The sequence below is a fragment of the Caulobacter sp. P1_B12_2 genome (assembly GCF_056406675.1).
This window is the reverse complement of the sequence record NZ_JBFTZS010000024.1, coordinates 1-24,158: the sequence shown is the minus strand read 5'-3', so window position 1 is coordinate 24,158 and position 24,158 is coordinate 1. Positions and strand designations below refer to the sequence as shown.

At 68.2% G+C, this 24,158-nt stretch carries 25 protein-coding genes and 1 tRNA gene; 17 read left to right on the top strand and 9 right to left on the bottom strand.

Going from position 1 to position 24,158, the window contains the following annotated elements:
- The 5 genes from AC1DZ6_RS02990 to AC1DZ6_RS02970 all read left to right on the top strand — a co-directional run.
- Positions 1-606, top strand: a 606-nt coding sequence (locus AC1DZ6_RS02990) for an acyl-CoA dehydrogenase (protein ID WP_477095708.1), incomplete at its 5' end; no start/stop codon positions are given.
- A 180-nt stretch (positions 607-786) separates the two neighbouring features.
- Positions 787-1,431, top strand: coding sequence for a LemA family protein (locus tag AC1DZ6_RS02985; protein ID WP_477095707.1), 645 nt, complete (start codon positions 787-789; stop codon positions 1,429-1,431).
- A gap of 55 nt (positions 1,432-1,486) precedes the next feature.
- Positions 1,487-2,281 carry a TPM domain-containing protein gene (locus tag AC1DZ6_RS02980; protein ID WP_477095706.1) on the top strand — a complete coding sequence of 265 codons (795 nt, stop codon included), beginning with the start codon at positions 1,487-1,489 and terminating at the stop codon, positions 2,279-2,281.
- Between the two features lie 11 nt (positions 2,282-2,292).
- The gene (locus tag AC1DZ6_RS02975; RefSeq protein ID WP_477095705.1) at positions 2,293-2,994 is read left to right on the top strand and encodes a TPM domain-containing protein; all 702 of its coding nucleotides are present in this window, start codon (positions 2,293-2,295) and stop codon (positions 2,992-2,994) included.
- A gap of 76 nt (positions 2,995-3,070) precedes the next feature.
- Positions 3,071-3,361, top strand: coding sequence for a hypothetical protein (locus AC1DZ6_RS02970; RefSeq protein WP_477095704.1), 291 nt, complete (start codon positions 3,071-3,073; stop codon positions 3,359-3,361).
- Here the strand turns inward: AC1DZ6_RS02970 and AC1DZ6_RS02965 are convergent.
- Positions 3,358-5,721 carry a TonB-dependent receptor gene (locus AC1DZ6_RS02965; RefSeq protein ID WP_477095709.1) on the bottom strand — a complete coding sequence of 788 codons (2,364 nt, stop codon included), beginning with the start codon at positions 5,719-5,721 and terminating at the stop codon, positions 3,358-3,360. The two genes, AC1DZ6_RS02970 and AC1DZ6_RS02965, sit on opposite strands and share 4 nt — an antisense overlap.
- 358 nt (positions 5,722-6,079) lie before the next feature.
- On the opposite strand from AC1DZ6_RS02965, the gene AC1DZ6_RS02960 reads away from it, so the two are divergent.
- Complete coding sequence (locus AC1DZ6_RS02960; RefSeq protein WP_477095703.1) at positions 6,080-7,267, top strand: acetyl-CoA C-acyltransferase; 1,188 nt, start codon at positions 6,080-6,082, stop codon at positions 7,265-7,267.
- Between the two features lie 201 nt (positions 7,268-7,468).
- On the top strand, positions 7,469-7,609 hold the full coding sequence (locus AC1DZ6_RS02955) for a hypothetical protein (RefSeq protein ID WP_477095702.1): 141 nt from the start codon (positions 7,469-7,471) through the stop codon (positions 7,607-7,609).
- On the opposite strand, the gene AC1DZ6_RS02950 is transcribed toward AC1DZ6_RS02955, so the two are convergent.
- Positions 7,606-8,043 (bottom strand): hypothetical protein, encoded by a 438-nt coding sequence (locus tag AC1DZ6_RS02950; protein ID WP_477095701.1) that lies wholly within the window; start codon positions 8,041-8,043, stop codon positions 7,606-7,608. The genes AC1DZ6_RS02955 and AC1DZ6_RS02950 overlap by 4 nt on opposite strands.
- Before the next feature lie 46 nt (positions 8,044-8,089).
- On the opposite strand from AC1DZ6_RS02950, the gene AC1DZ6_RS02945 reads away from it, so the two are divergent.
- The 3 genes from AC1DZ6_RS02945 to AC1DZ6_RS02935 all read left to right on the top strand — a co-directional run bounded on the left by AC1DZ6_RS02945 (position 8,090) and on the right by AC1DZ6_RS02935 (position 10,787).
- Positions 8,090-9,232: a DNA cytosine methyltransferase gene (locus AC1DZ6_RS02945; RefSeq protein ID WP_477095700.1), complete on the top strand. Its 1,143-nt coding sequence runs from the start codon at positions 8,090-8,092 to the stop codon at positions 9,230-9,232.
- Positions 9,233-9,310: 78 nt separating this feature from the next.
- Positions 9,311-10,297, top strand: coding sequence for a cysteine synthase A (gene cysK, locus AC1DZ6_RS02940; RefSeq protein WP_477095699.1), 987 nt, complete (start codon positions 9,311-9,313; stop codon positions 10,295-10,297).
- Positions 10,298-10,328: 31 nt separating this feature from the next.
- Positions 10,329-10,787: a very short patch repair endonuclease gene (locus AC1DZ6_RS02935; RefSeq protein WP_477095698.1), complete on the top strand. Its 459-nt coding sequence runs from the start codon at positions 10,329-10,331 to the stop codon at positions 10,785-10,787.
- A 94-nt stretch (positions 10,788-10,881) separates the two neighbouring features.
- Here the strand turns inward: AC1DZ6_RS02935 and AC1DZ6_RS02930 are convergent, their stop codons facing one another.
- The 3 genes from AC1DZ6_RS02930 to AC1DZ6_RS02920 all read right to left on the bottom strand — a co-directional run bounded on the left by AC1DZ6_RS02930 (position 10,882) and on the right by AC1DZ6_RS02920 (position 13,472).
- Entirely contained in the window at positions 10,882-12,594 is a 1,713-nt protein-coding gene (locus AC1DZ6_RS02930; protein ID WP_477095697.1) for an ATP-binding protein, read from the bottom strand.
- 241 nt (positions 12,595-12,835) lie between these two features.
- Positions 12,836-13,138, bottom strand: coding sequence for a DUF167 family protein (locus AC1DZ6_RS02925; RefSeq protein WP_477095696.1), 303 nt, complete (start codon positions 13,136-13,138; stop codon positions 12,836-12,838).
- Between the two features lie 4 nt (positions 13,139-13,142).
- On the bottom strand, positions 13,143-13,472 hold the full coding sequence (locus AC1DZ6_RS02920; protein WP_477095695.1) for a YggT family protein: 330 nt from the start codon (positions 13,470-13,472) through the stop codon (positions 13,143-13,145).
- Positions 13,473-13,596: 124 nt separating this feature from the next.
- On the opposite strand from AC1DZ6_RS02920, the gene AC1DZ6_RS02915 reads away from it, so the two are divergent.
- The 4 genes from AC1DZ6_RS02915 (at position 13,597) to AC1DZ6_RS02900 (ending at position 16,937) form a co-directional block, all read left to right on the top strand.
- A tRNA-Ala gene (locus AC1DZ6_RS02915) sits at positions 13,597-13,672 on the top strand.
- A 143-nt stretch (positions 13,673-13,815) separates the two neighbouring features.
- The gene (locus AC1DZ6_RS02910) at positions 13,816-16,026 is read left to right on the top strand and encodes a penicillin acylase family protein (RefSeq protein WP_477095694.1); all 2,211 of its coding nucleotides are present in this window, start codon (positions 13,816-13,818) and stop codon (positions 16,024-16,026) included.
- Positions 16,027-16,086: 60 nt separating this feature from the next.
- On the top strand, positions 16,087-16,536 hold the full coding sequence (locus AC1DZ6_RS02905; protein ID WP_477095693.1) for a hypothetical protein: 450 nt from the start codon (positions 16,087-16,089) through the stop codon (positions 16,534-16,536).
- Positions 16,537-16,550: 14 nt separating this feature from the next.
- On the top strand, positions 16,551-16,937 hold the full coding sequence (locus AC1DZ6_RS02900) for a hypothetical protein (protein ID WP_477095692.1): 387 nt from the start codon (positions 16,551-16,553) through the stop codon (positions 16,935-16,937).
- A gap of 91 nt (positions 16,938-17,028) precedes the next feature.
- On the opposite strand, the gene AC1DZ6_RS02895 is transcribed toward AC1DZ6_RS02900, so the two are convergent.
- From AC1DZ6_RS02895 to AC1DZ6_RS02885, 3 genes are all read right to left on the bottom strand, one after another.
- Positions 17,029-18,258, bottom strand: a complete 1,230-nt coding sequence (locus tag AC1DZ6_RS02895) for an argininosuccinate synthase (RefSeq protein WP_477095691.1) — start codon at positions 18,256-18,258, stop codon at positions 17,029-17,031.
- 123 nt (positions 18,259-18,381) lie between these two features.
- On the bottom strand, positions 18,382-18,741 hold the full coding sequence (locus AC1DZ6_RS02890; protein ID WP_477095690.1) for a hypothetical protein: 360 nt from the start codon (positions 18,739-18,741) through the stop codon (positions 18,382-18,384).
- Positions 18,742-18,754: 13 nt separating this feature from the next.
- Positions 18,755-20,713, bottom strand: coding sequence for a potassium transporter Kup (locus AC1DZ6_RS02885; protein ID WP_477095689.1), 1,959 nt, complete (start codon positions 20,711-20,713; stop codon positions 18,755-18,757).
- 171 nt (positions 20,714-20,884) lie between these two features.
- Here AC1DZ6_RS02885 and AC1DZ6_RS02880 point away from each other — a divergent pair, with 171 nt between their 5' ends.
- Positions 20,885-21,322, top strand: a complete 438-nt coding sequence (locus AC1DZ6_RS02880) for an Rrf2 family transcriptional regulator (protein WP_477095688.1) — start codon at positions 20,885-20,887, stop codon at positions 21,320-21,322.
- Positions 21,323-21,349: 27 nt separating this feature from the next.
- Entirely contained in the window at positions 21,350-21,943 is a 594-nt protein-coding gene (locus tag AC1DZ6_RS02875; RefSeq protein WP_477095687.1) for a hypothetical protein, read from the top strand.
- A gap of 18 nt (positions 21,944-21,961) precedes the next feature.
- Here the strand turns inward: AC1DZ6_RS02875 and AC1DZ6_RS02870 are convergent, their stop codons facing one another.
- Positions 21,962-23,179, bottom strand: a complete 1,218-nt coding sequence (locus AC1DZ6_RS02870; protein ID WP_477095686.1) for an MFS transporter — start codon at positions 23,177-23,179, stop codon at positions 21,962-21,964.
- A gap of 309 nt (positions 23,180-23,488) precedes the next feature.
- On the opposite strand from AC1DZ6_RS02870, the gene AC1DZ6_RS02865 reads away from it, so the two are divergent.
- On the top strand, positions 23,489-24,094 hold the full coding sequence (locus AC1DZ6_RS02865) for a flavodoxin family protein (protein ID WP_477095685.1): 606 nt from the start codon (positions 23,489-23,491) through the stop codon (positions 24,092-24,094).
- Positions 24,095-24,158 lie beyond the last annotated feature (64 nt).

Genomic DNA, 24,158 nt, shown 5'->3' with positions numbered 1-24,158 from the left:
GAGGAGTATCTCTGGACCTTCAACATGCCGACCGACCATCCCCGGGTCAGCTTCACGCGGGTGTGGGTTCCGGACGAGGCGATGTTCGGCCCCGAGGACGGCGGCTTGGCCCTGGCCCAGCACTTCGTGCACGAGAACCGGATCCGCCAGGCGGCCTCCAGCCTGGGGGCCGCGACCTTCTGCATAGAAGAGAGCATCAAGTACGCGCGCACGCGCAAGCCGTTCGGCAAGGCCCTGGCCGAGAACCAGGCCATCCAGTTCCCGATCGTCGAGCTGTCGACCCAGGCCGAGATGCTGCGCCTGCTGATCCGCAAGACCGCCTGGGAGATGGACCAGATGACCAAGCCGGAGGTCGAGAAGCGGCTCTCCGACAAGGTCTCGATGTGCAACTACTGGTCCAACCGCCTGGTCTGCGAGGCCGCCGACCGGGCCATGCAGATCCACGGCGGTCTGGGCTATTCGCGCCACAAGCCGTTCGAGCACATCTATCGCCACCACCGCCGCTACCGGATCACCGAGGGCAGCGAGGAGATCCAGATGCGCAAGGTGGCCGCCTGGCTGTTCGGCTACATGGGCCCGCGCAAGGCGGCGTTCGCCGATCTCTAGAGGCGCGACCACGCCTTTACCGTTTCCGGGATGACAAATGCGCGTATTGCGAGAGAATGCACGCGCAGGTCGTCATCGCGTTTGCATCGACGCGAAGCTCGCCCTTAGTGTGCGTCGGACGACCACCAAGAACGACATACGGCGTTACGCCCCGGATCCAATCAGGCCCGAAGGGACTTCATGCGGATGCTCAGAACCCTCACCCGTCTCGCCCCCGTCATTGCCGCCGCGATCCTGCTGGCCGGCTGCGGGATCAACACCATCCCCACTCAGGACGAGGCGACCAAGACCGCCTGGGCCGAGGTGCAGAACCAGTATCAGCGCCGCGCCGACCTGATCCCCAACCTGGTGGCGACGGTGAAGGGCTACGCGGCCCAGGAGAAGGGCGTCCTGGTCGAGGTCACCCAGGCCCGCGCCAGCGCCACCCAGGTCAAGGTCGACGCCTCGACCATCACCGACCCGGCCAAATTCGCTGAATATTCCGCCGCCCAGGACAAGCTGTCAGGCGTGCTGGGCCGGCTGATGATGATCCAGGAAAGCTATCCGGACCTGAAGTCGAACCAGAACTTCCTAGCCCTGCAGAGCCAGCTGGAAGGCACCGAGAACCGCATCTCGATCGCCCGGCGCGACTACAACAACACCGCCCAGATCTACAACACGACCCTGCGGACCTTCCCGAGCGTGATCTGGGCCAAGACCCTGTACGGCAGCCAGAAGCCGGCCCAGCTGTTCCAAGCCACGGCCAACGCCCAGTCGGCGCCCAGCATCGACTTCAGCGCCCCACCGGCCCCCGCGGCCAACACCCAGCCCGGCCCGGCGAACTAGCGTGTTCTGCATCCGCTCATCCCGACGATCGGCTTGGATCCCGACGTTCGTCGGGATGAGCGGACTATTGATGGCCCTGGTGCTGGCGTTCGTGACCCCCGCGCTGGCCGCCAGCCCCACCTTCCCGGCCCTGACCGGACGGGTGGTGGACAACGCCAACATCCTGTCGCCGCAGGTCGAGGCCGAGCTGACGACCAAGCTGGAGAACCTGGAAAAGACCACCGGCCGCCAGCTGGTGGTGGCCACCATTCCCAGCCTGCAAGATCATGAGATCGAGGACTACGGCTACCAGCTGGGCCGCACGTGGGGCATCGGCCAGAAGGGGACCAACACCGGCGCCCTCCTGATCGTCGCCCCGACCGAACGCAAGGTGCGCATCGAGGTCGGCTACGGCCTGGAGCCGATCCTGACCGACGCGCTGTCCAGCGTGATCATCCAGACCGCCGTCCTGCCCAAGTTCAAGGCCGGCGACCTGGAGGGCGGCGTCACGGCCGGGACCGACGCGATCATCCAGCAGCTGGCCCTGCCCGACGAGGAGGCCAAGGCCAAGGCGGCGGAGGCGTTCACCGCCTCTGAGCAGGCCGAGCACGACTCCGGCCCTTCGCCGATCCTGGCCCTACTGATCCTGTTCATCGTCATCATCGTGCTCAGCCAGATCTTCGGCCGTCGCGGCCGGCGGGGCGGCGGCGGGCTGGGCTCGGCCCTGCCCTGGATCATCCTGAACGGCATGCTGAGCGGCGGCCGCGGCGGAGGCGGAGGCTGGGGCGGCGGCGGAAGCGGCGGCGGCGGGGGAGGCTTCTCCGGCGGCGGCGGCTCGTTCGGCGGCGGCGGCTCTTCGGGCAGCTGGTAGGGGGATCGGACATGAAGACGCTGTCGCAAGCCGACCAGAACCGCATCGCCCAGGCCGTGGCCCAGGCCGAGAAGACCACCGCCGGCGAGATTCACTGCGTGCTGGCCCCCGAGGTCGGCGGCGACCGTGAGGACGCCCTGGCCTGGGGCGCGGCGGCCGCCTTGCAGCTGCCGCCGATCGCCCTGTTCCTGGGCCTGCGCCTGGAACAGCCCTTCCCGGGCTGGCCGCTGGCCGAGTGGCAGGCCGCCCACGGCGCCGTGGCCGACCTGGCGGTTCGCACGGCGATCTCCAACTACATCACCTTGCAGGCCCTGGTGTTCATCGTCACCGCCCTGGTGGTCTCGATCCCGCCGATCCGGCGCCTGGTCACGCCGGGTCCGTTGAAGGCCGCGCGGGTCAAGCGGGCGGCCACGACCCATTTCCTGGCCCAGGGCATGCACCTGACCAGCGGCCGCACCGGCGTGCTGATCTTCGCCGCCCTGGCCGAGCACCGCGTCGAGGTGATCGCCGACGAGGGCATCCACGCCGCCGCACCCAAGGCGGTCTGGAACGAGGTGGTGTCCGACATGGTGGCCGGCCTGAAGAGCGGCAGGATCGCCGACGGCTTCGTGGCCGCCATCGCCCGCGCCGGCGCCATCCTGTCCGCACACGTCCCGCCCCGCCCCGGCGACGTCAACGAACTGCCCGACGGCCTGACGGTGCTGCCGAAGTAAAGAGCCTCTCCTGGAGGGAGACGGTTCGCTTTGCCGATCTCGGACGTTGTTGAGCGCGACAACTCAGGAGACCTTCATGAGCGACCAGGACGACTTCACCGCCTTCCTCGACCAGCGCCGCCGGGTCGCCCAGGCCTATGTGAACGGCGACGCCGGACCTCTGGGCGAGATCGCGACCCAGGCCAATCCCGCCACCTTTTTTCCGCCGAACGGCGGGCGCGAGCAGGGCGCCGGCCACGTGACCGCCGTCAACGCCCGGGGCGCCCGAAGCTTCGCGGCCGGCGGCGAGACGACGCTGGAGATCCTGCACAGCGCCGCCGCCGGCGACTTGGCCTACCGCCAGGGCGTGTCCCCGGCTGCCGCCTAGAACGACTTGCGGATCGTCACCCCCGCGGTGCGAGGCTGGCCGATCGTGTAGCCCAGCCGGGCCCGGCCGCCGCGCTCGCGGTCGAACGACAGCAGGGTGTTCTCGTCGGTGATGTTGTTGACGTAGGCGATGAGGTCCAGGCCGTTGTCCATCTGCAGCCCGGCGCTGAGGTTGATCAGGTCATAGTCGGGCAGCTTCAGGTCCACGACCGTGGCGTTGGCGCCCGAGGCCCCGCCGAACGGCAGGCCCGAGACGAACGAACGCGGATCGTCCTCTTGGTCGCTGGCCTGGGTGTAGCGGCTGCCCACGTGCTGGAACGAGGCGGTGATGTAGCCGTCCATGGTCGCCGTCAGGGTCCGGGTGTAGGTGGCGTTGAGCGAGATCTGGAACTTGGGCACCGAGGGCAGGCGGTTGCCTTCGCGGATGCCGCCGATGATCGCCCCCGTGCCGTCCTTGACGGTGGTGTCGAACTCGGCCTGCAGCACGCTGCCCGAGACGCCGATGTCGAAGCCGTCGGCCAGGCGAGCCGTCAGTTCGCCCTCGAGACCCATGGTGTGGGCCTTGGGCACGTTGAACACCACGCGCGACGAGCACGAGCCGGCGTCCAGGGTGGTCTGCAGGTTCTTGATGTCGGTGTAGAACGCCGCCCCGTTGAAGCTGACGCGGCCGAACCGCGACTTGATCCCGGTCTCGTAGTTCCACAGCGTCTCGTCGTCATAGCTCTGGTAGCCGCCGAAGATGGCTTCGTCCTGCGGCGAGCACAGCGGCAGGTTCAGCGGGTCGTTGACCCCGCCCAGCCGGAAGCCCTTGGAGGCCTGGGCGTTGAAGGTCAGGTCGGGATTGGCCTTGTAGCTCACCAGCAGGCGGGGGGTGAAACCGTCGGACGAAGTCTTGTCGGTCTGGTCGTCGCCGTTGGCGAACAGGCCGCCCGAGGTGAACCGGCGCTCTTCCTCGAAGTCGTAGTAACGGCCGCCGGCCGTGATGGTCAGCTTGTTGATCTCGTAGCTGGCCTCGCCGAACACCGCCTTCTGCTTGATGTCGTAAGGCAGCGAGGCGTTATAGGGAGAATTGGCCCCGAAGCCGTTGGCCACGGCCGCCGAGGTGCCCGCCCCCAGGGCGGCGTCGGTATAGGCGTCGTAGCCCGGTGTCGGCAGCCGCTGGTTATAGACCCGGTCGACCTTCGAATAGAACGCGCCGACCAGCCACTGGAACGCGCTGTCGTTGTCCGAACTCAGCCGCACTTCCTGGGTGAACTGCTCCAGGTCGGTGGTGTCGACCAGCTTGGACGGCAGGGTGACCGCCGCCGCCGGGAAGCCCAGGTCCACCGAGACACTGCCGGTCAGGGCGCTGGCGTCGCGGTTCACGTCGATCTTGCGGTCGATATAGCTGGTGACCGAGGTCAGCTCGACGCCGCCGAAGCCGAACGAGGCGGTCAGGTCGCCCAGGAAGGTCTTGTCGCCGAAGCTCTCGTCCAGCAGCAGGTACTGCTCGCGCTTGCCCATCGTGATGGCCGGGCGCGTGGTGGTGAACGGGTTGGCGAACAGGTTGAACACCTCCTGGCGATTGAACCCGCCGGCGTGGATCTCCTGGTAGACCAGGCGCGGGGTGATGCTGATGGTCTCGGTCGGCTGGAACAGCAGCGCCACGCGGCCGCCGCGACGATAGCCGTCGTTGACGTTGTTCTTGCGCGTTCCGCCCTCGCCCAGGGCGTCGACGAAGCCGGCATATTGCGTGTCGTAACCGACCACCCGCAGAGCGGCCTTGTCCGACAGCGGCAGATTGACCGCGCCCTTGATGTAGCCGCCGACGTCGCCGCCCTGCAGGACGTTGACGTTGGCCTCGACCACGCCTTCATGGGCGCCCAGCTTGGGCTGGTTGGTGATGTAGCGGATGGTGCCGCCGACCGAGCCGGAGCCGAACAGCGTGCCTTGCGGGCCACGCAGGGTCTCGACCCGGTTCAGGTCGAACAGGTCGACGTCGGGGGTGAACAGCGACAGCGAGATCACCGACTCGTCGAGATAGACCCCGACCTGCTCCTTCACGCCCGGCTGGTCGCGGACCACCTGGCCGGCCGAGACGCCCCGCACGGCGACCTGACTCTGTCCCGGACCCAGATTCTGGATCGTCAGACCGGCGACGTTGCGCGACAGGTCCTCGAGGGTCACCGCGCCGGACTTCTGGATGTCGGCTTGGGTCTGGGCGTTGATCGAGAACGGCACGTCCAGGATGGTCGCGTCGCGCTTGGTGGCGGTGACGATCAACTCCTCGACGGTGTTCGACTGCTGGGCGACAGCGAGCGACGGCCAAATGACTGAAGGCAGGGCGATCGAGACCGCCAGCGAGGTCGCGGCCAGCAGCATGTGCCGACGATGGATGACAGGGTGCATGAATTCCTCCCGCTTATTTTTCTAGTGGCCATTAGATTATAGTTATGGGCCACAACCTGAGCGTTCTTGCCGGAGCGGTAGAAAGTCAACGCCAAACCAGACCGCGAGGTCGGCGCAACGATCTTTCCCAAGACGAGTGGATTACGGGCAACAATATGCCGAGTCTGCTTCAGCGTGACGCTGCGTAATGGTCAAGCTCTAGGGCTTTTCCTGACCCGTTCTAAGGCCGCACGGGTGCGATCCGCTTTACGTTCGCGTGACCTTTCGCGGACGGAAATCCCGGTCTAGGGTGGCCGCCAATTCAAACTAACGTTTAAAGGGGAGTGCGCCCATGCGCGAAGCGGTCATCGTCTCTTACGCTCGGACCGGCCTGGCCAAGTCCAACCGCGGCGGATTCAACAACACTCACGGCGCGGCCATGGCCGGCCACGCCATCCAGCACGCCGTCAGCCGAGCGGGCCTGGAAGGCCCGGAAGTGGAAGATGTCGTCCTGGGTTGCGGCGGTCCCGAAGGCGCCACCGGCATGAACGTCGCCCGCAACGCCGCCATCTGGGCCGGCCTGCCCGTCACCACCTCGGGCCAGACCGTCAACCGCTTCTGCTCCTCGGGCCTGCAGGCCATCGCCACCGCCGCCAACTACATCCGCAACGACGGCGCCCCGGTCGCCATCGGGGGCGGCGTGGAGTCGATCTCGCTGGTCCAGGGCGGCGGCCACATGAACCGCTTCCACATCACCGAAGACAAGCTGATGCGCGAGAAGCCGGCCCTGTGGATGGCGATGATCGACACCGCCGACATCGTGGCCAAGCGCTACAACATCAGCCGCGAATATCAGGACGAGTACTCGCTGCGCAGCCAGCAGCGGATCGCCGCCGCTCAGGCCGCCGGCCTGTTCGACAACGAGATCGTGCCGATGAACACCAAGATGAAGGTGGTCAACAAGGAGACCAAGGAAGAGAGCCTGGTCGACTACGTGGTCACCAAGGACGAGTGCAATCGTCCGGAGACCACCCTCGAGGGCCTGGCCAAGCTGGAGCCGGTCAAGGGTCCGGGCAACTTCGTCACCGCCGGCAACGCCAGCCAGCTGTCGGACGGCGCCGCCGCCGTGGTGATCATGGACGCCAAGGAGGCCGCCCGCCGCAACCTCGAGCCGCTGGGCCTGTTCAAGGGCTTCGCTATCGCCGGCTGCGAGCCCGACGAGATGGGCATCGGCCCCGTGTTCGCCGTGCCGCGCCTGCTGGAGCGCCACGGCCTGAAGGTCGATGACATCGACCTGTGGGAGCTGAACGAGGCCTTCGCGTCGCAGTGCCTCTACAGCCGCGACCGCCTGGGCATCGACCCGGAGAAGTACAACGTCAACGGCGGCTCGATCGCCATCGGCCACCCGTTCGGCATGACCGGCGCCCGCTGCGCCGGCCACCTGCTGCTGGAAGGCAAGCGCCGCAAGGCCAAGCTGGGCGTGGTGACCATGTGCATCGGCGGCGGCATGGGCGCGGCGGGCCTGTTCGAGATCTTCTGAGGCTAAGCAACGGCTGGAGACAGGCGCATGCGCCTGTCTCCGACGGATCGACAGACGCCGCTGGGTTCGCGCCCGGCGGCGTTTTTCATGTCCGATTCCGCGAGCACGGCGAACGGTGATCGATGAATTTCGTGCGGCCTCTTGAACCTCGCCGAACCGCAACCATCTTTGTTGCCAATCGACCACCCAGGACCCACCGTCATGGCCTCCACCATCAAGGCCCTCTTCGCCCTCGCCACCGTCGCCGCCGTCTCGATCGGCCTGTTGCTGCCCGTCCCCGGCGCCGTGCACCAGAGCCTCGACGCGCAGGGCCACTACGAGCTGATGGACGTCGGCAACTAGGGCCTGGGCTGGGCCTGCAGGTCCGCCGGCGCCGAGGCGCAGCCTTTCAGCACATCGCCGTTGATCGTCACCTCGGCGCGGTAGTCGTATCGCCGGTCCGACATGCCGTCCGAGCACGGCTCGGGCTTCAGCTTGAACACCAGTCCGCCCACGCCCCACGCGCCGACGTCGCCCTCGACGCGAACGCCGGTGTTGGCCGCGCTGACGTCCGGCTGGCCGGCCCGCGACAGGGTCAGGCCGTCGGCCTGGATCCGCCCGCCCCAGAAGGGCTCGGTCCCCACCAACTGAAAATCGCCGGAGAAGTCCGGTCCAGGCGGGGCCGAGGCCGGGGCGTCGGCCGGGGCGGTCGAGGCGCCTTCGGACGCGCCCATCGGCGCTTCCCCGCAGGCCGCGAGAACCAGGAGCAGGCAAAGAGCGGCGGCGGAACGAAGCATGGCGGCGCTATCCTCGGCGGGGCGGCTCACGCTAGACTCGCTCGCGATGAATCGGAACGCCTCTCCTTCCTTCTACGAGTTCTTCGCCGGCGGCGGCATGGCGCGCCTGGGCCTGGGCGAGGCCTGGACCTGCGCCTTCGCCAACGACTTCGACCCGGTCAAGGCCGCGACCTATCGCGACAACCACGCCGACGCCGGCTTCAAGAACGGCGAGGGTCACTTCCACGAAGGCGACGTCTGGAAAATCACCTCCGCCGACCTCCCGGGCCGAGCGGATCTGGCCTGGGCGTCCAGCCCCTGCCAGGACTTCAGCCTGGCCGGGGCCCGGGCGGGCCTGCAGGGCGGCCGATCCTCGGCCTTCTTCGGGTTCTGGAACCTGATGGAGGCGCTCAGCGCCGAGGGCCGTGGACCTGACACCGTCGTGGTCGAGAACGTGGTCGGCCTGCTCACGTCGCACGGCGGCGCTGACTTCACGGCCCTGTGCCGGGCCCTGGCTGGCCAAGGCTACCGCTTCGGCGCTCTGGAGATCGACGCCGCCCGCTTCACGCCGCAGTCGCGGCCCCGGGTGTTCGTGGTCGCCACCCGCCTGCCGGTCGAAGGCCTGGTCGGCCCCAGTCCGTTCCAGACCCGCGCGGTGCGCGAAGCCCACGCGCGCCTGCCCGCCGACCTGCAGACCGCCTGGACCTGGTGGGGCCTGGACGCGCCGCCGGTCCGCAACACCGACCTGCCCGCCTTGCTCGAACCCGACGACCAAGTCGCCTGGCGACCCGACGACGCCACCGCCGCCCTGCTGAACCTGATGGCGCCGTCGCACCGCGCCGCCGTCGAGGCGCGCGTCCAGAGCGGCGAGCGCGCGGTCGGCGCGGTGTTCCGCCGGATGCGCGGCGGCCAGCAGCGGGCCGAGGTGCGCTTCGACGGCCTGGCCGGCTGCCTGCGCACGCCGCGCGGCGGCTCCTCGCGCCAGACCCTGCTGGTCATCGACAAGGGCCGGGTCCGCTCGCGCCTGCTCAGTCCCCGCGAGGGCGCGCGGCTGATGGGCCTGCCCGACGCCTATCGCCTGCCCAAGAGCGCGACCGCCGGCCTGCACGTGATCGGCGACGGCGTGGCCGCTCCCGTCGTGCGCTGGCTGGCCGAACGGCTCCTGACTCCGCTGACCCTCAGGAAATCTGCGCCGCTCGCCGCCGAATGACCCGCTGACACGCCAAATCCCACGGCCTAAGGTGGATTAAGCCCTTACGGCCGCCCATCACACCAAGCGAGACTTCCCATGGACGACGCCTCCTCGATCTACGACGCCGCGCGGTTCAAGCGCGCCGGGCGCGGCAAGATCTTCGACTCGATCCTGGACACGGTCGGCGACACGCCGCTGGTCCGCCTGCCCAACCTGACCGCCGAGCTCAAGCCCAAGGGCACGGTCGTGGCCAAGCTGGAGTTCTTCAATCCGCTGGCCTCGGTCAAGGACCGCATCGGCGTGGCGATGGTGGAATATCTGGAGGCCAAGGGCCTGCTGAAGCCGGGCGGGACGATCGTCGAGCCGACCAGCGGCAACACCGGCATCGCCCTGGCCTTCGTGGCCGCCGCCAAGGGCTACAAGCTGACCCTGGTCATGCCCGAGAGCATGTCGATCGAGCGCCGCAAGATGCTGCTGCTGCTGGGCGCCAAGCTGGAGCTGACCCCGGCCGAGAAGGGCATGCGCGGCGCCGTCGCCCGCGCCCAGGAGATCATCGACGCCACCCCCGGCGCGGTGATGCCCCAGCAGTTCGAAAACACCGCCAACCCGCTGATTCACCGCGTCTCGACGGCGGAAGAGATCTGGAACGACACGGCCGGCGCCGTGGACGCCGTGGTCTCGGGCGTCGGCACCGGCGGCACCATCTCGGGCGTCGGCCAGGTGCTGAAGGCCCGCAAGCCGTCGGTGAAGATGGTCGCGGTCGAGCCCGAGGCCTCGGCCGTGCTGTCGGGCGGCGCGCCCGGCCCGCACAAGATCCAGGGCATCGGCGCCGGCTTCGTTCCGGGCATTCTCGACCGCGGGGTGATCGACGAGGTCATCCAGGTGTCGAATGACGACAGCTTCGCCATGGCCCGCAAGGCGGCCTCGACCGAGGGCCTGCCGGTCGGCATCAGCTCGGGCGCGGCCCTGACGGCGGCCTTTGACCTGGCCCTGCGCGACGAATATGCCGGCAAGCTGATCGTGGCGATCATCCCCAGCTTCGCCGAACGCTACCTGTCGACTGCCCTTTTCGAAGGCCTCTGATCCAGCACAGAGGCGGGGACGTTAGAGCGTCATGAGCGACGTCTTCGACCCCGCCAAGCGCTCGGCCGTGATGGCCCGGATCAAGAGCCGGGACACCAAGCCCGAGCTGCTGCTGCGCCGCCTGCTGACCGGGCTGGGCGCGCGCTACCGCCTGCACCGCAAGGACCTGCCCGGCTCGCCTGACGTGGCGATGCCGGGCCGGCGCCTGGCGATCTTCGTCCACGGCTGCTTCTGGCACGGCCACGACTGCGCGCGCGGCTCGCGCGTGCCCAAGGCCAACCGGGAGTACTGGCTGGCCAAGGTGGCGCGGAACACGGCGCGTGATGCGCGGAACGTGGCCGACCTGACCGCCGCCGGCTGGCGGGTGGAGACGGTGTGGGAGTGTCAGATGAGGGATCAGGGGGCGTTGCGGGAGAGGCTATCAATCCTGCTCAGCGAAACGGCCCACTTGCCCCCACCTGACCGCTCCGCGGTCTGTCCGCCCCCATAGGGGGCGGAGCCTTCGCCCGCGACGGCGGCGGCATGGCTCTTCCCCCTATGGGGCGGCCGCGAAGCGGCCCGTAGGGGGCAAGTCTTCGCGTGAACTAAGCCGCCACCCTCGAAGCCGCGCCCGCCGGCAGCACTTCGCTCAGCGCCGCGTGCAGTTGGCTGGGGTCGATCGGCTTGGCGACGTGGGCGTTCATGCCGGCCGCGCGGCAGGCCTCCCAGTCCTTGGCGGTGGCCGAGGCGGTGACCGCGATCACCGGGATGTCGCGATTGGGACCGTCGGCCGCCCGCAACTGGCGGGTGGCGTCGCGGCCGTCCATGCCGGGCATGTAGACGTCCATCAGCATCACGTCGAACACCTCGGAATGCAGCAGCTCCAAGGCCCGCTCGCCGGACTCGGCCAGGGTGGGCTGGATGCCGAACGACTGCAGGACCAGCTCGATGGCGCGGCGATTGACCATGTGGTCGTCGACCACCAGCACCCGCGCGCCCTCGATGATCGCCCCGCCGGCACGGGCGTCCGGCGCCTCGGCGGCCTCGACCCGCACCTCGAGACGGAAGCGCGCGCCCTTGCCGGGCTTGCTGGCCACCGTCAGGTCGCCGCCCATCAGCCGGGTCAGCTCGCGGCTGATCACCAGGCCCAGGCCCGAGCCGCCGTGCTCACGCGCCACGTTGGACGCCAGTTGGTCGAACGGCGTGAACAGCCGCGCCAGCTGCGCCTCGGTCAGGCCACGCCCGGTGTCGGCGACGATCGCCTCGAACACCAGGTGGTCGTCGACCTCGCGCGCCGACAGACGCACGGTGACGGCGCCGCGCTCGGTGAACTTGATGGCGTTGGACAGCAGGTTGTTGAGCACCTGGCGCAGCCGCATGGAATCGCCCGCCACCCATCGCGGCAGATGCGCCGCGCCCTCGACCCGCAGGCGAAGACCCTTCTTGGTGGCGTCCGGCCGCCACAGACGCAAGGTGTCGGCCATGGCCTGGCGCAGGTCGAACGGGGCCTGTTCGACCGCCATTCGTCCGGCGTCCAGGCGCGAGAGGTCCAGCAGGTCGTTGAGCAGGGTGCGCATCATCGCCCCGGCGTCGCCGATCAGTTGAGCGTGGAGCTTGGAGGAGGCTTCGGGCACGTCGCTGTGCAGGCGCGCGGCCCCGGCCAGGATGGCGCTGATCGGCGTGCGCAGCTCGTGGCTGATCATGGCGACGAAGGCCGACTTGGCGGCGACGGCCTCCTCGGCCTCGTGGCGGCGGAGCTCGGCCTCCTCCTTGGCGGCGGCCTCGGCCCGTAACGCCCGCTCCAGGGTGCGGGCGGCCACGAACACCGAGACGATCAGCAGCACCACGCCCAGYCACAGGGCGTCGGCCAGGCGCGCGCCCGGATTGGCGGCCCGGGCGACGAACGGCACGATCAGCAGATAGATCACGTGCGGGATCGCGGCCGAGATCGTCGCCGACCTCAGGCTGGAATTGACGACGATGACGTTGAGCAGGGCCCCGGCCAGCAACAGGCCGCCCAGGGTCGGGGCGAACCGTTCGTGCGAGGCGAACAGCGGCAGGGCCAGGAAGCCGAAGATCGTCGAGGTGACCACCGGCATGGCCGCCACGGCCAGCCGCAGGATGCGGGCCGGCGATGGATCGGGCCGCCGCAGCAGCGCTCGGATCAGCACCAGCTCCAGCAACTGCGCGGCCGAATAGACGCCCGCCCAGACCCAGGTCCAGCGCATGCCGATGAAGACCTGCAGCATCAGAGCGATCATCACGGTGGCGACGACACGCAGATAGAGATTGCCGCGACGCGCGAGCGCCGCCCTCATCTCTCCCGACTGATGTCGTACCTCGCCCACACAGCCCCCCGTGTCGCGCGGCCCCCGCCGCGCGTTGAAGAGCCCATAGCATGGAACATTGTCGCTAAGAGGGGGTGAAAGAACCTGATTCGTTCGCGGTCCTTTCGTTGGACCACGGACCAAACCTGCCCTTGTCGCGGGTTAGGACGGGCATTTTGAGGTCGCGGACGGCGGCGGCGTGAGATTTGTGATCACGCCTTGCCTGGACGTATCACTTCAAGGCTCCCGGCGGCGGGCCCAGGGCCCGCGCCAGCGACAACGGGTCGCAGTCGCCGAGGTCGATCAGCTTAAGACGGGCGCCGGCCCCGGAGGCGATGGACAGGGATGATTTGGGAACGCCCAGGGTGTTGGCCAGCAGGGCCAGCAGCGCGGCGTTGGCCGCGCCCTCGACCGGCGGGGCGGCGACGCGCACCTTAAGATAGGGCCGACCGTCGCCGTCGACCGCCCAGCCGTCGATCGCCTCGCGCCCGCCGCGCGGGGTGAGGCGGACGGCCAGGCGGATCCTGGACGACATGGGTTCAGTAGTAGCTGCCGCCGCTGACCAAGCCCACCAGGGCGCCGTGCAGAGCCGGCAGCAGATAGGCCCGTACGCCGGTGATGATCAGCAGCACGATGATCGGGCTGATGTCGACGCCGCCCAGCGGCGGAATGATGCGGCGGAACGGCCGCAGGACCGGATCGGTCACCCGATCCAGGAATTCGGCGATCTGGCGGAGATAGGGGTTGCGCAGGTTGATGATGTCGAAAGCCACCAGCCAGCTCAGCACGGCCGAGATGATGATCGCCCACCACAGCAGGCTCAGCAGAGCGCCGGCGATGAAGAAGACGAAGTTGATGATGGCGACCATGGGCTTCCCGTCCGAGTGCACCGCTTCTTGCCGCGCCTCGACCGTCCTGGCAAGCAAAGGCCGCCGGAAGGGTCAACCGGGCGCTTGACGACGCCGCCGCCCCAACGTATCTCCGCGCTTCCTTGGGGCCGTAGCTCAGATGGTAGAGCGCCTCGTTCGCAATGAGGAGGTCAGGGGTTCGATTCCCCTCGGCTCCACCAAGGACCTCTCCGACATCCGTTGACCGCCGCCACGCCCGCTTTTCGCGCGCGACAAGCTTGATGGCGTCCGGCGCCCGCACGGGTCTGGACAAGGCGCGGGCGGCGCCCGACGGTCCGCGTCCTGGATCGGGAGGGCGTGTACTTTGCGTATCGGAAATCTGCTTCTGCTGTCGGCCGCCTGCGCGGCGCTTTCGGCTCCGGCCATCGCGGCAACGCCCGCCGCCGACCTCGCCCGCCAGCGCGCGACGGCCGCCCGCGTCCAGATCGTCCGCGATGACTGGGGCATCGCCCACGTCCACGGCAAGAGCGACGCCGACGCGGTGTTCGGGATGGTCTACGCCCAGGCCGAGGACGACTTCAATCGGGTGGAAGCCAACTACCTGACCGCCCTGGGCCGCACGGCCGAGGCTGAGGGCGAGAAGGCGGTCTGGCAGGRCCTGCGGATGAGGCTGTTCGTCGATCCGGCCGACCTCCAGGCCCGCTACGCCAGCAGCCCCGCCTGGCTGAAGGCCCTGATGGACGCCTGGGCCGACGGGCTAAACTTCTATCTGGCGACCCACCCCGGGACCAAGCCGAAGGTCATCACCCGCTTCGAGCCGTGGATGGCGCTGAGCTTCACCGAGGGCAGCATCGGCGGCGACGTCGAGCGGATCTCGCTGGGCGAGTTGGAGGCCTTCTACGGCAAGCCGCAACTGCAGGCCTCGGCGCAGGTGAAGGCTCGCGAGTTCGCGCAAGCCGTGGAATTCCGCGAGCCGACCGGCTCCAACGGTTTCGCGATCGCCCCGTCCAACACCCAGGACGGCCATGCCCTGCTGCTGATCAACCCGCACACCTCGTTCTTCTTCCGCTCAGAGCTGCAGATGACCAGCGACGCGGGGCTGAACGCCTATGGCGCGGCCACCTGGGGGCAGTTCTTCGTCTATCAGGGCTTCAACGCCCATGCCGGCTGGATGCACACCTCCAGCACGGTCGACGTGGTCGACGAGTTCGCCGAGACGGTTCTCCGCAAGGACGGCAAGCTGTTCTACAGGTACGGGACCGAAGAGCGGCCCGTGACGACCTCGACCGTCGAGGTCCCCTACAGGGCGACCGACGGGACCCTGGCCCGCAAGACTTTCACCGTCTACCGCACCCACCACGGCCCCATCGTCCGCGCGGCGGACGGCAAGTGGGTGGCCTTCGCGATGATGTACAAGCCGGTCGAGGCGCTGGAGCAGTCGTTCCTGCGCACCAAGGCGACCGACTACGCCGGCTTCCTGAAGGTGGCCGAGCTGAAGGCCAACTCGTCCAACAACACCCTGTTCGCCGACGACAAGGGCGAGGTCGCCTATCTGCACCCGCAATTCATCCCGAAGCGAGACGACCGCTTCGACTACACCAAGCCGGTCGATGGGGCCGACCCGGCCACGGACTGGAAGGGCCTGCACGCGCTGGACGAGGCGCCGCATCTGAAGAATCCGCCCAACGGCTGGCTGATGAACACCAACAACTGGCCCTATTCGGCGGCCGGTCCCTACAGCCCGAAACAGGCCGACTTCCCGCGCTACATGGACAGCGTCGGCGAGACGCCGCGCGGGGTCCACGCGACGCGAGTGTTGAGCGCCCGCAAGGACTTCACCCCTTCGACCCTGATCGCGGCCGCCTACGATCCCTACCTGACCGCCTTCGCCGACCTGATCCCGGCCTTGTCGAAGGCCTATGACGAGACGCCCGACGGCGATCCGGTCAAGGCGCGGCTCGCCTCCCAGATGGCGGCGCTGAAGACCTGGGACCTGACATGGTCGGAGGGCTCGATCGAGACCTCGCTGGCGGTGTTCTGGGGCGAGGCCCTGTGGGCCAAGTCGGCGGCGGCGGCCAAGATCCAGGGCGTGTCGGTCTACAAGTATATGGCGGAGACCACGACCCCGGCCCAGAAGCTGGCGGCCCTGGCCGGGGCTTCGGACCGCCTGGCGGCCGACTTCGGCGACTGGCGCACGCCCTGGGGCCAGATCAACCGCTTCCAGCGCAACGACGGCGCCATCGTCCAGACCTTCGACGACAGGAAGCCGTCGATCCCCGTGCCGTTCGCCTCGGGCCAATGGGGCTCGCTGGCCTCGTTCGGGGCCAAGCGCTATCCGGGCACGAAGCGGTACTACGGGACCAGCGGCAACAGCTTCGTGGCCGTGGTCGAGTTCGGACCCAGGGTGAAGGCCCTGGCCGTGTCGGCCGGCGGTGAGAGCGGAGATCCGGCCTCCCGGCACTTCGCCGACCAGGCGGCGCGCTACGCCAAGGGCGATCTGCGGACGGTCTATTTCTATTCCGACCAGCTGACCGGCCACGTCGAGCGGACTTATCGGCCTGGAGATCTCAAGTGACGAAGGCCGCTTGAGCCCGGCGCGGTTACAGCTCATGGTTGGCCTTGGGGGAGACGCGACATGAACATCGTCCATGGCATCCGCACCGCGAGCATCGTCGGCCTGGCGCTGCTCCTGAGCGCGTGCGCGCTGTTCGCCCCGCCCTATGACGCGACCCTGGATGAGAAGACCACCAGCGCCTACGAAAGCGTGGCCAAGCTGGCGGCCCAGGCCGAGATGGGTCTCTACCAGGACAAGGCCACCTACCCCGGCGCGGTCGACACCTACGCCACCATCCAGGGCGCCCTGGCCGTGGTCGCCGTGCGCGCCGCCTCGGCGCCGGTGGCCGGCAAGCGGGCCGAGTATGCGCGCGACCAGACGGTCGGGTTCATCAAGGGCTGCAGCGCCCAGGTCTCGGGCCTGGCGGCGCTGCACAAGACCTATGGCGTCGTTCCCGCGACCGGCGCGACCACGGCCATGATGGTCAGCTGCGACCAGGCGGCCAAGGCCGTCGGCGCCATGAAGAACTGAGGGGGCGAGAACCGATGGTCGACTTCGCGAGCCTGAACATCGACACCGTGGACCAACTGGTCTCGGCGCTGGAGGACGAACTGGGCGGGGTGTCCACCAAGTGGTGGAACGCCAACAAGTCGGTGGTGGCCGGCTATCTGCGCAGCCTGGCTGAGGCGACGATGCAGACCCGGCTGGCCCTGGCCAACCGCCAGATCCCGCCCGAGGCGGCCGACATGATCATGCGCAACCAGCAGCAGGCCTTCGACCAGACCCTGCAGTTCACCAAGTTCATGACCCTGGTCCTGGCCCAACAACTGCTCGACGCCACGTTCAAGCTGATCGGTTGGGTGATCTACAACAAGACGGGGGTGAACCTGGCGCCGAGCCTGGTGCAGCCGACGGGGACGGCGGCGAGCTGAGCCTTTTCTTCCTTCTCCCCTTGCGGGAGGGGAAAGCAAAAAAGCCCCGCCGTCACCGGCGGGGCTTTGTCGTTTCGGAAGATCGCAAACCCTAGGCGTCGCGCTTGTCGCGCTTGGCCAGGACGCGCAGGCGCAGGGCGTTGAGCTTGATGAAGCCGCCGGCGTCGCGGTGGTCGTAGGCGACCTTGCCCTCCTCGAAGGTGACCAGGTCCTGGTCGTAGAGGCTGTAGGGGCTGGTGCGGCCGATGACCGAGACGTTGCCCTTGTAGAGCTTCACGCGAACCTGGCCGCTGACCTTGGTCTGGCTGTAGTCGATGGCGGCTTGCAGCATCTCGCGCTCGGGGGCGAACCAGAAGCCGTTATAGACCAGCGATGCGTACTTCGGCATCAGCTCGTCCTTCAGGTGCATGGCGCCGCGATCCAGGGTGATCGACTCAATGCCGCGGTGGGCGGCCAGCAGGATGGTGCCGCCCGGGGTCTCGTAGACGCCGCGCGACTTCATGCCGACGAAGCGGTTTTCCACCAGGTCCAGGCGACCCACGCCGTTGTCGTGGCCCAGCTCGTTCAGCTTGGTCAGCAGGGTGGCGGGCGACATGGCGACGCCGTCGATGGCGACGGGATCGCCCTTCTCGAAATCGATCGTGAAGACGTGCGGCTTATCGGGCGCGTCTTCCGGGGCGATGGTGCGCATGTGGACGAACTCGGGGGCCTCTACCGCCGGGTCCTCCAGGACCTTACCTTCCGACGAGCTGTGCAGCAGGTTGGCGTCGACGCTGAACGGGGCTTCGCCGCGCTTGTCCTTGGTGATCTGGATCTGGTGCTGCTCGGCGAACTCCAGCAGGGCCTCGCGGGACTTGAAGTCCCATTCGCGCCAGGGGGCGATCACGGTGATGTCGGGCTCGAGGCCGTAATAGCCGAGCTCGAAACGGACCTGGTCGTTGCCCTTGCCGGTCGCGCCGTGGCTGACGGCGTCGGCGCCCATCTTGCGGGCGATCTCGATCTGCTTCTTGGCGATCAGCGGGCGGGCGATCGAGGTGCCCAGCAGGTACTGGCCCTCATAGACCGTGTTGGCCCGGAACATCGGGAACACGAAGTCGCGGACGAACTCCTCGCGCACGTCCTCGATGAAGATGTTCTCCGGCTTGACGCCGGCCGCCAGGGCCTTGGCGCGCGCCGGCTCGATTTCCTCGCCCTGACCCAGGTCGGCGGTGAAGGTGATGACCTCCGCGCCGTATTCGGTCTGCAGCCACTTGAGGATGATCGAGGTGTCGAGACCGCCCGAATAGGCGAGCACGACCTTCTTCACGGGCTTGCCGGCCATGAGGGGGTCCTTYCGAGGAAACACAAAGTCGCAGAGTGTTTCTCCATCGGAGAAACACAAGGTCGCGGGGCGTTTAGCGCGGTTTCGCGACGATTGAAACGGCGCAGCGCGACAAGGGCGGGGTCAGAGCTTGATCCGGCCTTCCTCTGCCAGCTGGTTGAGGGCCCGGCGCACCTGGGTCAGGTGGACCACCGCGAAGACCGCCGCCAGGATGGCCCGCACGCACAGCAGGATGATCGACCACTCGGTCTCCTGCGGCCGCTGGCCTTCGATCAGCAGCCACAGGCTGAGCAGGAAGGCGAAGGCCGGAACCGAGGCCAGGGCCACGGCGCGCGGGGCCCGCCACAGGGTCTTGCCGGACGGCGACCAGACCATCGGCACCAGCACGTCCTTGACCTTGCCCCAGGCCATGCGTGAGGCGCCGGCCATGATGGACAGGGCCAGCAACCACAGCACGTCGCCGACGAGGCCAAAGATGTTCATCTGGACGCTCGCCCTAGACCGTGACCTGGGCGCCCAGCTCGACGACGCGGCCGGGCGGGATCTTGAAGAAGTCGGTCGGGTTGGTGGCGTTCTTCATCAGGAAGATGAAGATCCGGTCCTGCCACAGCGGCATGCCGCTGTTGGCCGACGGCACGATCGAACGACGGCCCAGGAAGAAGCTGGTGGCCATGATGTCGAACTTCAGCCCCTGCTGCTTTCGCAGGATGGCCAGGGCCTTGGGCACGTTTGGGCTTTCCATGAAGCCGTAGAAGATCTCGACCTTCTTGAAGTCGGCGTTGATCGCCTGGGTGCGGACGCGGTCCTCGTCGTTGACACGCGGCGTCTCGGCCGTGCGGACCGTCAGCACCACGTTGCGCTCGTGCAGCACCTTGTTGTGCTTCAGATTATGCATGAGCGCGACCGGGGTCATGTCCGGGTCGGAGGTCAGGAAGATCGCCGTGCCGGGCGCCCGGTGAGGGGCGCGAGCGCGGAGGATCTCCATCAGATCGACCAGGGGCACGCTGTCGCGGCGGGTCTTGTCGGTGAGGATCTGGGCGCCGCGCGTCCAGGTCCACATGATCAGCACCAGCACAGCGCCAAACACCAGCGGCAGCCAGGCGCCGTCCGGGATCTTCAACGCGTTGGAGGCGATGAACACCAGGTCGATCAAGGCCAGAGGCACCAGCAGGGCGGCGGTCTGCCAGAGGCTCCATTTCCACACCAGGCGCAGCACCACATAGGCCAGCAGGGTGTCGACGAACATCGCGCCGGTCACGGCGATGCCGTAGGCGCTGGCCAGCTTGTGCGAGCTCTGGAACATGACCAACAGCACCAACACGCCGATCAACAGGAAGGTGTTGACCGCCGGCACGTAGATCTGGCCGGCCTGGGTCTCGGAGGTGCGCTTGATGTCCAGGCGCGGCAGCAGGCCGAGCTGCACCGCCTGCTGGGTCATCGAGAAGGCGCCAGTGATCACCGCCTGGCTGGCGATGACCGTGGCCGCCGTGGCCATCAGCAGCACCGGCCAGTAGGCGATGGTCGGAACCATGTCCCAGAACGGATTGTGCCGCGAGGCCGGGTGGTCCAGCACCAGCGAGCCCTGGCCAAGATAGTTCAGGGCCAGGCAGGGGAAGGCCAGGTACAGCCAGGCCGCCTGGATCGGCTTTTTCCCAAAGTGGCCCATGTCGGCGTACAGCGCCTCGGCGCCGGTCACCGCCAGAAACACGCTGCCCAGGATCACGAAGCCCAGGAAGCCGTTCTCCAGCAGGAAGCGCACGCCGTACCAGGGATTGAAGGCGCGCAGGATCGACAGGTCGTCGACCAGGTGGAACAGGCCCAGGGCGCCCAGGATCAGGAACCAGGCGGCCATGACCGGCCCGAACAGGGCGGCCATGCGATGGGTGCCCTTGGCCTGGACCAGGAACAGCATCACCAGGATGCCGGCCGAGATCGGCAGGATGTAGGGCGTCAGCGCGTGGCCGACGTGCGGCGCGTCCTTCATGCCCTCGACCGCCGACAGCACCGAGATGGCCGGGGTGATGATGCCGTCGCCGTAGAACAGCGCCGCGCCGATCACGCCCAGGAAGAACACCGCCGTCGAGCGCTTGCCGCCGGCCTTGCCCAGGGCCTTCTGGGCCAGGGCCATCAGGGCCAGGGTGYCGCCCTCGCCCTTGTTGTCGGCGCGCATGAAGAAGATCACGTACTTGATCGTGACGAACAGGGTCAGGGTCCACAGCACCAGCGACACCACCCCCAGCACGGCGTGCTCAGTGGCGGTGGTGCTGCGCGAATGGGCCAGGGCCTCACGCATGGCGTAGAGCGGACTGGTGCCGATATCGCCGAAAACGACGCCGACGGCGCCGAGGGCAAGCGCAATGAAGCCGTGCCCTTTCAGGTCATGGCCAGCTTGCGGAGGGACGTCACACGGGGGGGCGCTGCCGGACGCGGGAGCACCAGAGGCTTCGGAAGCCATTCAATCCCTCCGGGGTCGCCCTCGCAAAACGCGGTGCGGAGCCCCATATCGATCAAGCGGGGCGCGATACACCCAATCCTGCTCCGGTTCAATCGCGACCTGAACCGGGATAACAACGATAGTTTTTGGTTGAACGCACGAGCGACGCCCTTAGGGTCCTGCCACAGAAAAATGTCCGACAGTCAGAAATTCCCCGTCGCCGCGCACGCCTTGGCCTATCTGGCGCATAAGAACGCCTTTTCGGCCGACCGCGCCGTGGCCAGCGCCGAGCTCGCCGCCTCGGTCCCGACCAACCCGGTCGTGGTGCGTCGCGTGACGGCCATGCTGGGCAAGGCGGGGCTGATCGGCGCGCGCGCCGGCGCCAACGGCGGCGCGTGGCTGCTCAAGTCTCCGGAAACCATCACCCTGGACGTCGTCCTGCGGGCCGTGAACGGCTGCGCCCACCTCGGCGTGGCCCCCAAGGGCGTCAAGGGCTGTCCGGTCGGCGAGAAAATCCCCGACGCGGTGCGCGGGGCGATGATCGCCGCCGACACCGCCGTGGCCGAACGGCTGTCGATGATCTCGGTGGCGGACCTTCTGGCCGGCGCGTCGGTCGAGGCCGCGGCCTAAGGCCCGCATGATCCGGGGGCGGGCGCGATGATCAAGAGCATGATCGGCCAACTGCACGACGCCCTGCGCGACGACCGGTTGATCCGACTCTATCGTCCGTTCGAAGAAACCTATGTCCGCGGCTACATCCTCGGCGTCGAGACCGAATTCTTCCTGCTCGGCCTGGTCAGCGACCGGCTGTGGTTCGACGGCTTCGAATGTTTCCGCGTCGACGAGGTCGATGAACTCGTTCCGGACCCCTACACCGATTTCACCCAGGCCGCGCTCGTCGCCCGGGGCGAGGTTCGGCCCGAACTCACGCTGGCCCTGACCAGCATAGCCGCGCTGCTGACCTCGGCCGCCGAGCGGTTTCCGCTGGTGACGATCCACAAGGAACGCGACCAGCCCGACGCCTGCTGGGTCGGCAAGGTGATCAGCATCGAAGGCGGGATCGTCTGGATGCTGGAGATCGGGCCCGACGCGAAATGGGACCCCGCCCCCTCGGCCCACAAGCTCGGCGAGATCACGCGGGTGAACTTCGGGGGCGACTACGAGGACGCCCTGGCCCTGATCGGCGGAACGCCCCCGGACCTCACACCCCGATCGCGGGTTCCACTGCGGCTGGTCTCCGACAAGGCGTGAATTCGGTCCGGCGCGCCCCTACTCCGCCGCCGCAAGCCTCAGCCGTTGCGACCGCACGTCCAGCGCCGCCACGATCCAGATCGCGAAACCGCCCAGGGCCAGGGCCGCGCCGACATAGCCCGTCGAGGCCCAGCCGTAGCCCGCCGCGATCGCCAGGCCGCCCAGCCAGGGGCCCAGGGCGTTTGCGAAGTTGAAGGCCGAATGGTTCATGGCCGCGGCCAGGGTCTGGGCGTCGCCGGCCACGTCCATCAGCCGGGTCTGCAGCACCGCGCCCAGCCCGCCGCCGCAGCCGATCATGAACACCACCGGCGCCAGGGTCCACAGGCTGCCGGTCGCCATCGGATAGAGGGCCAAGGCGGCGGCGCTCCACAGCAGCACGCCGCCGATGGCCGGGATCTGGGCGCGGTCGGCGGCCCAGGCGCAGACCAGGGTCCCAACCGTCATGCCGGCCCCGAACACCGCCAGCACCACGGGCAGGGCGGCCGGCGAGGCGTGGGTGACCTCGGCCATGGTCGAGGCCAGGTAGGTGTAGACGCAGAACATGCCGCCAAAGCCGATCGCGCCGATGGCCAGGGTCAGCCACACCCGTCCCCGGCCCAAGGCGCCCAGTTCCCGCAGCGGGCTGGCCCCGGCGTCGGCCGGCGCGCGCGGCGCGAACACATAGACCGCCGTGGCGGTCATCGCGGCCAATGCGGCGACGATCACGAAGCCCCACCGCCAGCCGATCCACTGTCCGACCACATTGGCCATCGGCACCCCGACGATGGTCGCCACGGTCAGGCCGATCATCACCATGGCCACCGACTGGGCCCGGCGCTCGGGCGGCGAGACGCTGGCGGCGACCAGGGCGGCGACCCCGAAATAGGCGCCGTGCGGCAAGCCGCTGAAGAACCGGAAGGCTAGCATCCAGCCGAAACTCGGCGAAAGCGCGCTGAGCAGGTTGCCCACCGCGAACACCGCCATCAGGGCGACCAGGATGATCCGACGCGGCAAACGCGCGGCCAGCACCGCGATCACCGGCGCGCCGACCACCACGCCGAGCGCATAAGCGCTGATCGCGTGGCCGGCTGTCGGCGCATCGACGCCCAGGCTGGCGGCGAAGTCGGGCAGCAGGCTCATCGAGGCGAACTCGGTGGTGCCGATCGCGAACCCGCCCAGGGCCAATGCCGCCAGCACCAGGCCGGGCGCGTGGACCTTGGCCGGCGCGGCGCTGTCTGGAACAGAGCTGGAGGTCATGATCGCCGCCTTCTCGATACGCACGCCGCAGGACGGGTCTGGACGCGCCGCTCGGCGCGCCTTGAGCTCATGCTGGTTTGCAAGATTTCACGCTAGATAGGATTTTGACAACGTTGTCACAAGGTTGAACCCCTTGCCCGACCCCATATTCCGTCGTTCGCCCAAAACCGACCCCATCGGCGCTGAATCGGCTTGCAGAATAACTGCATCAACTTCTGTTGCTGATACCCTGGAAAGCCGCTGGACCATGCATACGTAATCGACACGGTTTCAGTTGCGAAACCAGCAACATTTTCAGGGCTCACGACAATGACCAAGGTCGCCATCGTTTATCACTCGGGTTACGGCCACACCGCCGTCCTGGCCGACAAGATCGCGGAAGGCGTCCGCGACGCCGGCCAAACCCCGCTGCTGTTGAAGATCGAGAACGCCGCGCAGGATTTCGCGCCGTTGATCGAGCAAATCGCCGACGCCGACGCCGTGGTGTTCGGCGCGCCCACCTACATGGGCGACGTTTCGGGCGTGTTCAAAGTGTTCGCCGACGCCACCGCCGGGGTGTTCTTCACCGGCGCCTGGAAGGACAAGCTGGCCGCGGGCTTCACCAATTCGCACAGCTTCTCGGGCGACAAGGGCCACGCGCTGGAAAGCCTGACCATTCTGGCCGCCCAGCACGGCATGAACTGGGTGAACCTGGGCCTGCCCCCTCCCGGCGTGACCGCCGCCGAACGCGGCCCCGACACCCTCAACCGCGTCGGCTCGTTCATCGGCCTGGCCGCCCAGTCGGACAACGCCTCGCCCGAGATCACCCCGCCGGCCGGCGACCGCGAGACCGCCCGCCTGTTCGGCGTTCGTATCGCCGAGGCGGCCGTCCGTTGGACGCGCGGCGCCCAGCCGGCGCTCAGCCAGGCCGCCTAACCACCGCCGTCCTTCGCTGTCCCCCAGGGCGAAGGACCGGCCCGCGGCGCTCCGGCGCCGCCCG

Excerpts from the sequence above, each read along its gene's own strand:
- AC1DZ6_RS02985 (WP_477095707.1), top strand. The coding sequence starts at position 787 with ATGCGGATGCTCAGAACCCTCACCCGTCTCGCCCCCGTCATTGCCGCC.
- AC1DZ6_RS02980 (WP_477095706.1), top strand. The coding sequence starts at position 1,487 with ATGAGCGGACTATTGATGGCCCTGGTGCTGGCGTTCGTGACCCCCGCG.
- AC1DZ6_RS02975 (WP_477095705.1), top strand. The coding sequence starts at position 2,293 with ATGAAGACGCTGTCGCAAGCCGACCAGAACCGCATCGCCCAGGCCGTG.
- AC1DZ6_RS02970 (WP_477095704.1), top strand. The coding sequence starts at position 3,071 with ATGAGCGACCAGGACGACTTCACCGCCTTCCTCGACCAGCGCCGCCGG.
- AC1DZ6_RS02965 (WP_477095709.1), bottom strand. The coding sequence starts at position 5,721 with ATGCTGCTGGCCGCGACCTCGCTGGCGGTCTCGATCGCCCTGCCTTCA.
- AC1DZ6_RS02960 (WP_477095703.1), top strand. The coding sequence starts at position 6,080 with ATGCGCGAAGCGGTCATCGTCTCTTACGCTCGGACCGGCCTGGCCAAG.
- AC1DZ6_RS02955 (WP_477095702.1), top strand. The coding sequence starts at position 7,469 with ATGGCCTCCACCATCAAGGCCCTCTTCGCCCTCGCCACCGTCGCCGCC.
- AC1DZ6_RS02950 (WP_477095701.1), bottom strand. The coding sequence starts at position 8,043 with ATGCTTCGTTCCGCCGCCGCTCTTTGCCTGCTCCTGGTTCTCGCGGCC.
- AC1DZ6_RS02945 (WP_477095700.1), top strand. The coding sequence starts at position 8,090 with ATGAATCGGAACGCCTCTCCTTCCTTCTACGAGTTCTTCGCCGGCGGC.
- cysK (WP_477095699.1), top strand. The coding sequence starts at position 9,311 with ATGGACGACGCCTCCTCGATCTACGACGCCGCGCGGTTCAAGCGCGCC.
- AC1DZ6_RS02935 (WP_477095698.1), top strand. The coding sequence starts at position 10,329 with ATGAGCGACGTCTTCGACCCCGCCAAGCGCTCGGCCGTGATGGCCCGG.
- AC1DZ6_RS02925 (WP_477095696.1), bottom strand. The coding sequence starts at position 13,138 with ATGTCGTCCAGGATCCGCCTGGCCGTCCGCCTCACCCCGCGCGGCGGG.
- AC1DZ6_RS02920 (WP_477095695.1), bottom strand. The coding sequence starts at position 13,472 with ATGGTCGCCATCATCAACTTCGTCTTCTTCATCGCCGGCGCTCTGCTG.
- AC1DZ6_RS02905 (WP_477095693.1), top strand. The coding sequence starts at position 16,087 with ATGAACATCGTCCATGGCATCCGCACCGCGAGCATCGTCGGCCTGGCG.
- AC1DZ6_RS02900 (WP_477095692.1), top strand. The coding sequence starts at position 16,551 with ATGGTCGACTTCGCGAGCCTGAACATCGACACCGTGGACCAACTGGTC.
- AC1DZ6_RS02895 (WP_477095691.1), bottom strand. The coding sequence starts at position 18,258 with ATGGCCGGCAAGCCCGTGAAGAAGGTCGTGCTCGCCTATTCGGGCGGT.
- AC1DZ6_RS02890 (WP_477095690.1), bottom strand. The coding sequence starts at position 18,741 with ATGAACATCTTTGGCCTCGTCGGCGACGTGCTGTGGTTGCTGGCCCTG.
- AC1DZ6_RS02880 (WP_477095688.1), top strand. The coding sequence starts at position 20,885 with ATGTCCGACAGTCAGAAATTCCCCGTCGCCGCGCACGCCTTGGCCTAT.
- AC1DZ6_RS02875 (WP_477095687.1), top strand. The coding sequence starts at position 21,350 with ATGATCAAGAGCATGATCGGCCAACTGCACGACGCCCTGCGCGACGAC.
- AC1DZ6_RS02870 (WP_477095686.1), bottom strand. The coding sequence starts at position 23,179 with ATGACCTCCAGCTCTGTTCCAGACAGCGCCGCGCCGGCCAAGGTCCAC.
- AC1DZ6_RS02865 (WP_477095685.1), top strand. The coding sequence starts at position 23,489 with ATGACCAAGGTCGCCATCGTTTATCACTCGGGTTACGGCCACACCGCC.